The organism is Curtobacterium sp. NPDC086286 (genome assembly GCF_044746255.1).
Lineage (GTDB): Bacteria > Actinomycetota > Actinomycetes > Actinomycetales > Microbacteriaceae > Curtobacterium.
Genome location: NZ_JBIVBW010000001.1, coordinates 263,492 through 275,550 on the forward strand (window position 1 = coordinate 263,492; position 12,059 = coordinate 275,550).

A 12,059-nucleotide genomic window follows, 5' to 3' on the forward strand; every position below is an offset into this window, starting at 1 on the left:
CCCCGGCGGGGGGGTGGCCCCCACCCCCCCCCCCCACACCCCCCGCCCCCCCGGGGGGGTGTGGGCCCGGGTGTCCCCCCCTCGGGGGGGGGCGGCGGGCGGGGGGGGGGGGGCCCGGGGGCCCCCGCGCCTCCCGTCCGTGACCCGGTCGCGTCGACTACGCGACCTGCGCGCGCACCTCGGCCAGCGTCGGGTAGTCGGTGTAGCCCTCGGCGCCGTTGCCGTAGAACAGCTCCGGGCGCGGCTCGTTCAGCTCGGTGTCCTGCTCCCAGCGGTACGCGAGGTCCGGGTTCGCGATCGCCGCGCGACCGACGCCCACGGCGTCCGCGTGGCCCTGCGTGACGAGGGCGATGGCCTCGTCACGGGTGGTCAGCGCGCTGAAGCCGGAGTTGGCGATGAACGGGGCGCCCGCGGTCCAGCGGATGTGCTGCACGAGGTCGCCGGTCGGCTCGGCGTGCAGGATGTCGACGAAGGCGAGTCCGAGCGGCGCGAGGCCCTCGGCGACGGCGGTGTAGACCGCGTGGACGTCCGCCGGGTCGCTCTCGAGGACACCCTGGATGCCGTGCTCGGGGGAGAGGCGGATGCCGGTGCGGTCGGCGCCGATGGCCTCGGCGACGGCCGTGGTGACCTCGATCGCGAAGCGGGCGCGGTTCTCGGGCGACCCGCCGTACTCGTCGGTGCGCGTGTTCGACGCTGCCGACATGAACTCGTGCACGAGGTAGCCGTTCGCGCCGTGCACCTCGACGCCGTCGAGTCCGGCGGCGATCGCGTTGCGGGCGGCGCGGACGAAGCCCTGGACGGCCTCGTGCACCTCGTCGGTGGTCAGCGCGTGGGGGACGGGCATGTCCGCCTTCGAGCCGTCGGGGAGGTGTGTCTGCCCGGGAGCAGCGATCGCGGACGGGGCGACGATGCGCGGCGTGCCCGAGATGGCTGTGTGGGACACCCGGCCACCGTGCATGAGCTGCATCACGATGCGACCGCCCTCGGCGTGCACGGCGTCGGCGACGCGGCGCCACCCGGCGATCTGCTCGTCGGTCTCGATGCCGGGCTGCCCGGGGTAGGAGCGGCCTTCCTGCACGGGCCAGGTGCCCTCGGTGACGATGAGCCCGAGGCCGGCGCGCTGGGCGTAGTGCTCGACGAGCAGATCGTTCGGGATGCCGTGCTCACCGGCGCGCGTGCGGGTGAGGGGCGCCATCACGATGCGGTTCGACAGGGGGAGTGCGCCGAAGTCGGCGGGTTCGAAGAGCTTCACGCCCGGGTGGAACGACGTGTTGCCGGGTGCAATTCCCGCTCGGGGCGGATCGTCAGGCTCGGGGGCACACGAGCGTCGAGGAGCGCACCTGCCCCTCGGGGCGGATCACCTGGTGCTGGGAGAGGGGCTGGCCGCAGATCGGGCAGCCGCGGTCGATCGTGCGGTCGTCGATGCCCTCGGGGTGGCCGGCGCCGATCTGCGACGGGCCCATCTTGGCGATGAGCGTGCTGTTCCACCGTTCGTACCACTGTCCGAAGCGACCCACGGTCCGTCCTTTCGTTCGTACACGAACCATTGTGCCACGAACGGCTTCGCAGCACACGGTCGATCACACGGTGTCGACGCGTTCGAGCAGTTCGGTGAGCTCGTCCTTCAGTGCTTCGAGGCGTTCGAGCGGCCAGCCGAGGCGGTCGGCGACGGCGAGGGGGACCGCCCGGGCCTGTTCCCGCAGGGAGCGCCCGGCGACGGTGAGGGAGACCTCGAGCTGGCGTTCGTCTGTGGCGCTCCGGGTGCGGCGGACGTAGCCGGAGGCCTCGAGGCGCTTGAGCAGCGGGCTGAGGGTGGCCGAGTCGAGCCGGAGTTCGCGGGCGATCTCGCGGACGGAGCGCGGGTCCTGCTCCCAGAGGGCCAGCATGACCAGGTACTGCGGGTGCGTCAGGCCCATGGGTTCGAGCAGGTCGCGGTAGAGCCCGATGACGCTGCGGCTCGTCGCCGCGAGCGCGAAGCAGAGCTGTCGGTCGAGGGCGAGCGGGTCGACGTCGGTCTCGGTCATCCGCCCACCCTACCGTTCGTGTACGAACGAGCGGGCGGGGTCTGCGCGCGCGGTGCTCGGTCGAGTGGTTGCGGGCGCGGGGTTGCGACAACCCGCGAGTCGATCGACGGGCGGAGTGTCGGAACATGCGCACGCAGAGGATGCGCGGGCACAATGCGACAACACGCGTGTCGATCGACCGGCGGAGTGTCGAATCCACGGTGCGAGACGTACGCACTGGAGGCGCGGGCCGACCCGTGTGGGTCGACCCGTGCCTCCTGGGTGGTCGCGTCGTGCCTACGCGCGGTGCGCCGGCGGGTGCCCCGACTCGTGCGCGTTCGCGTCCGGCTCCACGGGGAGCGCGTGCGACCCGGTGTGGGTGTTCTCGTGCCCACCGGCCGGGTGCGACCGCTCGAGCTTGGCGCCCTCGACGTCGACGTCCGGCACGATCCGGTCGAGCCACTTCGGGAACCACCACGCGCTCTCGCCGAGCAGGTGCATCGCGGCCGGGATGAGCAGCATCCGGACGACGAACGCGTCGACCAGCACACCGAACGCCAGGCCGAAGCCGATCGGCTTGATGGTGGAGGAATCCGAGAAGATGAAGCCCGCGAACACCGAGATCATGATGATCGCGGCCGCCGTGACCACTGCGCGACCGGCGTGCAGGCCTCGCTGGACCGCGACCTTCGCCGTGGCTCCGTGGGCGTACGCCTCGCGCATGCCCGACACCAGGAAGAGCTGGTAGTCCATCGCGAGCCCGAACAGGATGCCGATCTCGATGATGGGCAGGAAGCTCAGGATCGGTGCGGGGTCGTGCACCCCGAAGACGCTGCCGAGCCAGCCCCACTGGTAGATCGCGGTCAGGCCACCGAACGACGCGAGGACGGACAGGATGAAGCCGGCCGTCGCGGTGATCGGCACGAGGAACGACCGGAACACGATGATGAGGATGATCAGCGACAGGCCGACGACCACCACGAGGTAGAGCGGCAGCACGTTCGAGAGCTTCTCGGACACGTCGATGTTGGCGGACGCGTTGCCGGCGACCCCGAGCGTGACCTTCCCGTCGTCGGTGGAGACGGTCTGCTCGCGGAGGTCCTTCACGAGGGTCTCGGTCGAGACGCTGTCCGGGCCACCGGCGGGCTTCACCTGAAACGCGATGATGTCGCGGTCCTTCGAGGCGCCGATCGGCAGGACGGCCTTGACGTCGTCGTTCTTCGCGATCGCTTCACCGATGGTGACCTCGGTCGCGGTGACGTCGTCCTCGCTGACCGAGTCCGGCAGGGTGGCGACCACGAGGAGCGGACCGTTCTGGCCGGCACCGAACTCGTCGTCGAGGGCCTTGTACGCCTTGTACTGGCTGGACTCCACGGACTCGGACGCACCCGTCGGCAGGCCGAGGCGCATCTGCGTGGCGGGCAGGGCGATGGTGCCGAGCACCGCGACGCCGGCGACGAGCGTGATGACCGCGCGCCAGGTCGACATCGGCTTGTTCGGGACGCGCGTCGAGTCGGTGTTGCCGATCTTCGCGCGCTCCTTCTTCCGGAGGATCCGCATGCCGATGAGCGACAGCAGCGCCGGGGTGAAGGACGTCGCGATGAGGATCGCGAAGAACACGGCGACGGCACCGACCGTGCCCATCAGGCCGAGGAACGGGATGCCCGTGATGTTCAGGGCGAGCAGCGCGACGATGACGGTCGCGCCGGCGAAGACCACGGCGTTGCCGGAGGTGCCGTTCGCGAGCCCGATGGACTCGTGCACGCCCATGCCCTGCTTCAGCTGGGTCCGGTGTCGGTTGAGGATGAAGAGCGAGTAGTCGATGCCGACCGCCAGGCCCAGCATCACCCCCAGCACCGGCGTGACCGAGATGAACTCGACGAGGCTCGAGAACGACAGGGCCGCGAGGGATGCGACGCCGACGCCGAGCACGGCGGAGACGAGCGGGACGGCGGCGCCGATGATCGTGCGGAGCATGAGGAACAGCACGATCGCGGCGATGATCACGCCGCCGATCTCACCGGGGCCGAGGATCGACGGGACGCCCTGGGCGATGTCGTTCGAGACGTACACGTCGACGCCGCTGATGTCGGCCGCCTCGGCGTCGTCCGCGATCTGGGTCTTCGTGTCGGCCGGGACCTCGTAGGTCGACTTCGTGAACTGCACGGTGCCGATGACGGCGCTGCCGTTCGACGACACGAAGCGGATGTCCTTCGACAGGTCGAGGAGCTTGGAGCCCTGCTCGAGCTCCTTTTCGCTGTCGTCGAGCTTCTTCGTGTTGTCGTCGATCTTCTGCTGTGCGGCCTCGATCTGCTGCTCGCCCGAGGTGATCTGCTGCTGCTGCGCGTCGATCTGTGCCTGTGCCTGGGCGAGCTGGGTCTGGGCGGCCGCCGCCGCGGCACCTCCCGCTGCCTCGGCCTGGGTCTTCTGCGCGTCCAGCTGGGCCTGCGCGCTGGCGATCTGCTCCTTGCCGGACGCCAATTGCGACTTCTGCGCGTCGAGCTCCTTCTGACCGCTCTCGATCTGCGCACGGCCGTCGGTGATCTGCTCGCGGCCGTCGACGATCTTCTGCCGCTGGTCGTCGAGCTGCTGCTGGGTGTCGAACCCGCTCGTGGCGCCCTTGACGCCGTCGAGCTTCTCGACCTTCTGCAGGAAGTCGGCGACGTCGGACTTCTGGGCGTCGCTGAAGGCCTTGCCGTTCGTCGTCTCGAAGACGATCGTGCCGGTGCCGCCGTTCGCGGACGGGAACTTGTCGGCGAGCTCGTCCTGCACCTGGCTCGTCTTGGTGTTCGGGATCGTGATCGACGACGAGATGGTGCCGGCGAAGAGCGAGTACGTGACACCCGCGATGCCCATGATCACCACCCACGCGATGATCACGAGCCAGTGGCGTCGTGCGGAGAACCGTCCGAGACGGTAGAGGAGACCGGCCATGCGGTTGCCCCGATCCTTTCGTTGTCAGCTGCTGTGGAGCGGGGTGCGCCGGTGGACCCCTGGGAGGGAAGTGTCAGTCGTCGGCCATGTAGCCGCTGCGGACGCTGTGCACGAGTCGTGCGAGCAGGGCGTCCCAGTCGTCGAGCGCGTCCTGGTCGAGGCGGGGTCCGGTCGTCGTGAGCCAGTGCTCGGCGATCACGACGATCCCGCTCATCAGGGACTCGACGAGGAGTGCGGCGTCGAGGGCGTCGGCGGCCGGGTGGCGTCGGGCGACCTCGTCGCGGAGCCGTTCGGTGACCCGTGCGAAGGCGGTCTGGGTGAGCACCGCGGCCTTGGGGTCGTCCTTGCCGGGGTCGCCGAGGATCCGGTACATCCCGGCGATCGCGGGCGCCAGGTCGGCACCGCGGGCGGCGGACTCGAGCTCGTCGAACATCGACGAGCGGCTGCCGTCGCCGACCGGGGTCTTCGCCATGTCGGCGAGGAAGCGGTCGATGATGACCGAGAGCTCCTGCTCGCAGACGGCCAGTAGGACCTCGTCGAGGGACCCGAAGTGGTTGAACACGGTCCGTCGGGCGATGTCGGCCCGTGAGGCGAGGTCCTCGACGCTGAACCCGCGGCCCCCGCGCTCCTCGACGAGGTCGCGGGCGGCCTGCAGGATCGCCGCACGGTGCTTCGCCTTGAGGGCAGCACGGCGGTCGATCGACAGGGTCACGGCCACGACACTAGGTGCATCGATGCACTCGGTGCAACGACGTGGAGAGCATCTTCAGGTACGTACCCCGTCGGGAACCGTGGTTCTGAACAGATGTGCACGTGGTTGACTGGGCGAGCACGTCCGCCGTACGAAGGAGTACCCGATGCCCGTCCGTCTGTCCCCGCAGCACCTCGACGAGATCGCCGCGAGCGGTGTCGCCGTCCCGACCTACGACCGCGACGGGATCACCGCCGGCATCGTGCACTTCGGCGTCGGCGGCTTCCACCGGGCGCACCAGGCGATGGTGATCGACCGGCTGCTCCAGCAGGGCGAGGCCCGCGAGTACGGCATCTGCGGCGTCGGCGTGCTCGAGCAGGACCGTCGGATGGCCACGGCGATGGCCGAGCAGGGCGGGCTGTACACGCTCGTCCTCAAGCACCCCGACGGCACCCGCGAGTCCCGCGTGATCGGCAGCATCGTCGACTACCTGCTCGCCGTCGACGACCCCGACGCCGTCGTCGAGAAGATGGCGCACCCGGACACCCGGATCGTCAGCCTGACCATCACCGAGGGCGGCTACAACTTCGACCACGTCACCGGCGAGTTCGTCGCCGACGAGCCGGGCGTCGCGGCCGATCTGCGCGGCGACGGCCCGCCGCACACCGTGTTCGGACTCGTCGTCGAGGCCCTGCGGCGCCGGCGGAACCGTGGGCTGGAGCCCTTCACCGTGATGTCCTGCGACAACATCCAGGGGAACGGGCACGTCGCCCGCGAGATGTTCACCGCCTACGCCCGGCTGCAGGACCCGGCGTTCGCCGACTGGATGGACGAGCACGTCTCGTTCCCGAACTCGATGGTCGACCGGATCACCCCGGTCACCGCCGACGAGGACCGCGCCTGGGTCCGTGACGAGCTCGGCATCGAGGACGCCTGGCCCGTCGTCGCCGAACCGTTCTTCCAGTGGGTGCTCGAGGACGACCACCCCGCGGGCCGCCCGCCGTACGAGCAGGCCGACGTCCAGATCGTCGACGACGTCGAGCCGTACGAGCTCATGAAGTTGCGGCTGTTGAACGCGAGCCACCAGGGCCTGTGCTACTTCGGGTACCTGTCCGGGTACCGCTACGCGCACGAGGCCACGCAGGACCCGGCGATCGCGACCTTCCTGCGCCGGTACATGGACGAAGAGGGCACGCCGACCCTGCACCCGGTGCCCGGCATCGACCTCGAGGACTACAAGTCCACCCTCATCGAGCGCTTCCAGAACCCCGAGGTCCGCGACACCCTCGCCCGGCTCTGCGCCGAGTCGAGCGACCGCATCCCGAAGTGGCTGCTGCCGGTGGTGCGCGAGAACCTCGCCGCCGACCGACCCGTCACCCTGTCCGCGGGCATCGTGGCCTCGTGGGCACGCTACGACGAGGGCACCGACGAGTCCGGCGAGCCGATCCAGATCGTCGACCGGCTGGCCGAGCCGTTGCACCGCATCGCGCTCACGCAGCGGGACGACCGGCTCGCCTTCATCCGGAACCGCCAGGTCTTCGGGGACCTCGTGGACGACGACCGGTTCGTCACGGCCTACCGCGACGCCCTCGACGGGCTGATCGCGGACGGCGCCCACGCGACGGTGACGCGCCTGTCGCGTTCCTGAGACGCGACCGTCCACGGGCCAGGAGGCGCGGTGCCAGTCCGCACCGCGCCTCCTGGCCCGTCCCGTGGTGCGTCCAGGGCGCTATGGTCGCGTCGTGAACCGGACCGACCGCCTGTACGAGCTCGTCGAGGAGCTGCGCGCGGCGGCACCCGGCCGACGGAGCGCTCGTCGCCTGGCCGAGCACTTCGGGGTGAGCGTCCGCACCGTCGAACGGGACCTGCGCGCGCTGCAGGAGGCCGGCCTCCCGATCTGGTCCGAGCCCGGACGCACCGGCGGGTACACCATCGACGCCCGTGCGACGCTCCCGCCCCTCGGGCTCACGGTGGACGAGGCGCTCGCCGTGGCGATCGGCCTCGGGACCCTCGGTGCGAGCCCCTTCCGCGACGCCGCCAGGAGCGCGGCGCGCAAGGTCACCGCGGTCCTCGCCGAGGACGACGCCCGACGGACGGCCCGACTCGCGGCACGGGTGCTCCTGCTCGAGGCGGGGGACCGGGCCCCGGCACCCGTCGCTCTCGCGGGGGCGCTCACGGGCGGACGCGTGGTGCGGATGCGGTACCGGGACGCGAACGGCACCGAGACCGACCGCACGGTCGAGCCGCTCGGGTACGTCGGCAAGGGCGAGGACTGGTACCTCATCGCCTGGTGCCGACTGCGCGACGGGGTCCGGGCGTTCCGCGGCGACCGGGTGCTGGCCGTCGAGGAGACCGACGAGGTCGCGCCGCCGCGGGTCGTCCGGACCGAGGAGCTCGACATCCCGCACGGGGTGCTCCGACCCGTCCTCGGGGACTGACGGACCGATCCGCGGAAACCCCGACAGGACGGTGTCGCGGACGGCGAGGATGCTCGACCCCGGGTGGCCACGGTGGTCACCCGGGAAGGCACACCGTGGAGTTCGCATCGATCCGCATCATCACCGACGACCTGGACGGGATGGTGGCGTTCTACGAGCGCGTCACCGGCACCACCGCCCGACGTCCGGCTCCGGTCTTCGCGGAGATCGTGACCGGCGGCCTCGTGCTCGCGCTCGGGACGCCGGCGACGGTCGCGGTGCTCGGCGTCGACGCGCCCCGGGCGGGTGCGGCGGGCAGCGCGATCGTCGAGTTCCTCGTGGCGGACGTGGACGCGACGGTCGACCGCCTGCAGGGGGGTCCCGCCGACGTGGTGCTGCCGCCGACGACGATGCCGTGGGGCAACCGGTCCGCGATCCTCCGGGACCCGGACGGCACGCTGGTGAACCTGTTCAGCCGTCCCGCGTGACCGTTCCGGTTCGTCGATCCCGGGGATCGCGAACCGCGACGGTCAGCGCTCGTCGTCGTCCCACGCCACCGGCGTGGTCGTGCCCGTCTCCCAGTCGCGGCGGAGCACGCCGTACCCGACCGAGGCGACGGGGCATCCGCCCTCGACGGGCCAGCCCTCGCGGTAGTGCGCCTCCTTCACCCAGCCGGCGCGGACGAACACGCGGCGCATCGCGACGTTGTCCTCGCGCGTCTGTCCCTCGAAGCGCGTGACCTCGGGCAGGGTGCGGAACACGTGGTCGGTCGTCGCGCGGAGTGCCGGGACGCCGAGGCCCTGCCCGCGGAACCGGCCGGCGATCCGGAGGTCGAAGAGCGGGACGGGGTCGGCCAGGTCCTCGAGCCGGACGATCCCCACGCGGCCGAGCTCGTCGTGCTCCAACCAGGAGGTGTCGTGCTCGTCGTCGCGGTACGCACCGGAGTCGACGGCGGCCTCGGCGTCGGCGCGGGGGATGGTGCGCCGGACGTGGAACGGGAACTCCTCGCCGGTGAGGAACGCGATCAGGTCGGCGCGGTCGGCGCCGGTCGGGTCGAGCCGGACGAGTGAGACGGAGGACATGGCGATCAGGGTAGCGGCGTCGTGCTCAGCGGCGTCGTGTTCAGCGGCGTCGTGTTAGCGGGGGAGCGAGGCGGCCCAGCGGCCGATCGCGTCGTAGGCGCGCTCGCGGACCTCGGGGGCGGAGAGCACGACGTCGTGCACGGCGCCGTGCAGGCGTCGGACCGTGACCTCGCTGCCGAGGGACAGGGCACGGTGCGCGACGACGTCCACGTTGAGCGCGACGTCCGCCCGCGCCATCCCGTCGTCCCACCGGGGTTGCAGCATGCTCTTGTCGCTGAGGAGGACGAGCACGGGCACCTCGAGGTCGAGTCCGGCCTCGACCGTGGCCTGGCCGTCGAACACCGCGGCGAGCCAGTTCGGGTGCAGGGGGAAGCCCCGGTCGGGTCGCCACTGCTGGTCGTACGTCCACGAGCCCTCGCCCGCGGCGGACACCGTGCGGGTGTAGAAGCCGGGGTCGACGGCGGGCATCGGCGCGAGCGGGTTCCGACGGGCGCCGAGCTTGATGACCGGCGCCACGATCGCACGGCCGACCGCGCTCGCCTGGAACTCGAGCCACGGGCTGTTCAGGATGAGACCGTCGACCCGGTCGGCGTGCCGGGCCGCCCACAGCGACAGGGTCAGACCGCCGGTCGAGTGGCCCATCGGCACGAGCCGACGACCGGTCTCGCCGTGGTGCTCCGCGGCGATGGCGTCGAGCGCGGCGGCGATGTCCTCGTCGTAGGTGGCGAGGTCGTCGACGTTCCCCGGGGTCTGCCGCGGTCGCAGGCTCCGCCCGTATTTGCGCAGGTCGAGGGCGTGGAACCGGGCGCCGAGCCGCTCGACGCGTTCCGCGAGCTCGACCTGGAAGAAGTAGTCCGACCAGCCGTGCACGTACAGCACGTCGACGCCGTGCAGCGGACCGCGTGCGTGCAGCAGGAGGTCCGCGGCGGATCGGCGTCGTCGGACGAGCGTCGCCACCACCGGTCCCTCGTGGTCCTCGCCGAGCGGGAGCTCGAGGCGCTCGAACGGCGCTCCGAGGACGTCCTCGCGCCACCCGTGGTCCGCCATCCGTCGAGCGTATCCGGAGCCCCTCCGCGTGGTACCGGGGTACCACGCAGCGCGCCCGGAGATCGGTTCCGGTGCCGATGTGCGGGCGGGTGCGGTCTCCGTACGGTTGCCGCATGATCGAGATCCAGAACCTGACGAAGCGCTACGGCGAGAAGGTCGCCGTCGACGACGTGTCGTTCACCGTCCGCCCCGGGGTGGTCACCGGCTTCCTCGGCCCGAACGGCGCCGGCAAGTCCACGACCATGCGGGCCGTGATGGGCCTCGACAGCCCGACCTCGGGCAGCGCCGTGGTCGACGGGCGCCCGTACCGCGAGCTCCGCGACCCGCTCCGCCGCGTCGGGGCGCTGCTCGAGGCGAAGGCCGTGCACAAGGGCCGCAGCGCGTACGACCACCTGCGCGCCCTCGCCGCGACGCACCGGATCCCGAAGGCCCGGGTCGAGGAGGTCATCGGCATGACCGGTCTCGAGCGGGTCGCGAAGCAGCGCGTCGGTGGGTTCTCCCTCGGCATGGGGCAGCGGTTCGGCATCGCCGCGGCGCTCCTCGGCGACCCGCAGACGCTCATCCTCGACGAGCCGGTCAACGGCCTCGACCCCGAGGGCGTCGTGTGGGTGCGGCAGCTCGCCCGGAGCCTCGCCGCCGAGGGCCGTGCGGTCTTCATCTCGAGCCACCTGATGAGCGAGATGGCGCTGACCGCGGACCGCATCGTCGTGATGGGCCGTGGCCGGGTCCTCGCCGACACGGACCTCGCCGACCTCGTCGCGTCCTCGACCGAGCGCTCCGTCTCCGTCCGGACGCCGGAGCCCGACCGGCTCATGACCGCCATCGCCGGTCCGGACGTCACGGTGACGTACGAGGACGACGGCGCACTGCACGTGCGCGGACTCGGCGCGGAACAGATCGGCGAGGCGGCCGCTGCGTCCGGGATCGTCCTGCACCGGCTGGCCTCCACCGAGGCGAGCCTCGAGCAGGCGTACCTCGAACTCACGCACGACGAGGTCGAGTACCGGTCGGAGGTCGCACGATGAGCGCCACGATGACGACGGACCGGCCCCGCACGCTGCACCAGCACGACGCCGCACGCATCCGGTTCTCGGGCGTGCTGCACTCCGAGTGGATCAAGCTGCGGTCCCTCCGCTCCACGATCTGGAGCCTGCTCGTCCTCGTCCTCGTGCCGATCGGCATCGGCGTCCTGCTCGCCTCGCTGGCGGACGACGGGGGCCGGACCGTCACCGGGGACGCCGCCCGGAACGCGCTCGTGCAGTACAGCACCAGCGGTGCGACGATCGCCGTCCTGGTCGTGGCCGTCATCGGCGCCCTCGTCGTGACCGGCGAGTACGGCACCGGCATGATCCGGTCGACGTTCTCGGCGGTGCCCCGGCGGTGGGAGGCGCTCGCCGCGAAGGGCATCGTGCTCGCCGCGACCGTGTTCGTGACGAGCGCCGTCAGCGTGTGGGCGACGGCGTTCACGACGCTGCCGATCGCCGACGCGAACGGGGTCGAGGCCTCGCTCGACGCCAGCGTCGCGATGCCGCTGCTCGGTGCGTCGGTGTACCTGACCCTCATCGCGCTGCTCGCCTTCGCCGTGGGCATCGTGCTGCGCTCCACCGCGGGGGCGATCGCCACCGTGCTCGGGCTCATGCTGGTGGCCCCGGTGGTGGTCCAGCTCGTGCAGGGGTTCACGCACGCGACGTGGCTCGGCACGCTGAACAACCTGCTCCCGCAGAACGCCGGGCAGCCGCTCATGCAGTTCGGCACCGAGGACACCTCGGGCTGGCACGACGGCGTCCTAGCCTTGGGAGGGTGGAGCGGATTCGCGGTGCTGGCGGCCTGGGTGGTCGCGGCGTCGGCGACGGCACTCGTCCTGGCGCAGAAGCGGGACGCGTGA

12 protein-coding genes are annotated in these 12,059 nt (G+C 71.5%); 5 read left to right on the top strand and 7 right to left on the bottom strand.

Annotated features, from left to right (window positions below):
* Positions 1–157: 157 nt before the first annotated feature.
* From ACIPKM_RS01315 to ACIPKM_RS01335, 5 genes are all read right to left on the bottom strand, one after another.
* Positions 158–1,252 (bottom strand): alkene reductase, encoded by a 1,095-nt coding sequence (locus ACIPKM_RS01315; protein WP_402735986.1) that lies wholly within the window; start codon positions 1,250–1,252, stop codon positions 158–160.
* A 52-nt stretch (positions 1,253–1,304) separates the two neighbouring features.
* Complete coding sequence (locus tag ACIPKM_RS01320) at positions 1,305–1,517, bottom strand: hypothetical protein (protein ID WP_175473687.1); 213 nt, start codon at positions 1,515–1,517, stop codon at positions 1,305–1,307.
* Positions 1,518–1,580: 63 nt separating this feature from the next.
* A complete protein-coding gene (locus ACIPKM_RS01325) occupies positions 1,581–2,024 on the bottom strand; it encodes a MarR family winged helix-turn-helix transcriptional regulator (RefSeq protein WP_402735987.1) in 444 nt (147 codons plus the stop codon).
* A gap of 276 nt (positions 2,025–2,300) precedes the next feature.
* The gene (locus ACIPKM_RS01330) at positions 2,301–4,937 is read right to left on the bottom strand and encodes an MMPL family transporter (RefSeq protein ID WP_402735988.1); all 2,637 of its coding nucleotides are present in this window, start codon (positions 4,935–4,937) and stop codon (positions 2,301–2,303) included.
* 73 nt (positions 4,938–5,010) lie between these two features.
* Positions 5,011–5,649 carry a TetR/AcrR family transcriptional regulator gene (locus tag ACIPKM_RS01335; RefSeq protein WP_139219791.1) on the bottom strand — a complete coding sequence of 213 codons (639 nt, stop codon included), beginning with the start codon at positions 5,647–5,649 and terminating at the stop codon, positions 5,011–5,013.
* A gap of 145 nt (positions 5,650–5,794) precedes the next feature.
* Here ACIPKM_RS01335 and ACIPKM_RS01340 point away from each other — a divergent pair, with 145 nt between their 5' ends.
* From ACIPKM_RS01340 to ACIPKM_RS01350, 3 genes are all read left to right on the top strand, one after another.
* A complete protein-coding gene (locus ACIPKM_RS01340; RefSeq protein WP_402735989.1) occupies positions 5,795–7,276 on the top strand; it encodes a mannitol dehydrogenase family protein in 1,482 nt (493 codons plus the stop codon).
* Between the two features lie 94 nt (positions 7,277–7,370).
* Entirely contained in the window at positions 7,371–8,066 is a 696-nt protein-coding gene (locus ACIPKM_RS01345; RefSeq protein WP_402735990.1) for a helix-turn-helix transcriptional regulator, read from the top strand.
* Between the two features lie 95 nt (positions 8,067–8,161).
* Complete coding sequence (locus tag ACIPKM_RS01350) at positions 8,162–8,533, top strand: VOC family protein (protein ID WP_402735991.1); 372 nt, start codon at positions 8,162–8,164, stop codon at positions 8,531–8,533.
* 42 nt (positions 8,534–8,575) lie between these two features.
* Here ACIPKM_RS01350 and ACIPKM_RS01355 read toward each other — a convergent pair whose 3' ends face one another.
* Entirely contained in the window at positions 8,576–9,127 is a 552-nt protein-coding gene (locus ACIPKM_RS01355) for a GNAT family N-acetyltransferase (protein WP_402735992.1), read from the bottom strand.
* Positions 9,128–9,181: 54 nt separating this feature from the next.
* Positions 9,182–10,174 (bottom strand): alpha/beta hydrolase, encoded by a 993-nt coding sequence (locus ACIPKM_RS01360; protein ID WP_070418173.1) that lies wholly within the window; start codon positions 10,172–10,174, stop codon positions 9,182–9,184.
* Between the two features lie 113 nt (positions 10,175–10,287).
* Between ACIPKM_RS01360 and ACIPKM_RS01365 the strand changes: the two genes are divergently transcribed.
* Complete coding sequence (locus ACIPKM_RS01365) at positions 10,288–11,199, top strand: ABC transporter ATP-binding protein (protein ID WP_402735993.1); 912 nt, start codon at positions 10,288–10,290, stop codon at positions 11,197–11,199.
* Positions 11,196–12,059 carry an ABC transporter permease subunit gene (locus ACIPKM_RS01370; RefSeq protein WP_402735994.1) on the top strand — a complete coding sequence of 288 codons (864 nt, stop codon included), beginning with the start codon at positions 11,196–11,198 and terminating at the stop codon, positions 12,057–12,059. Before ACIPKM_RS01365 ends, ACIPKM_RS01370 begins: the two co-directional genes overlap by 4 nt.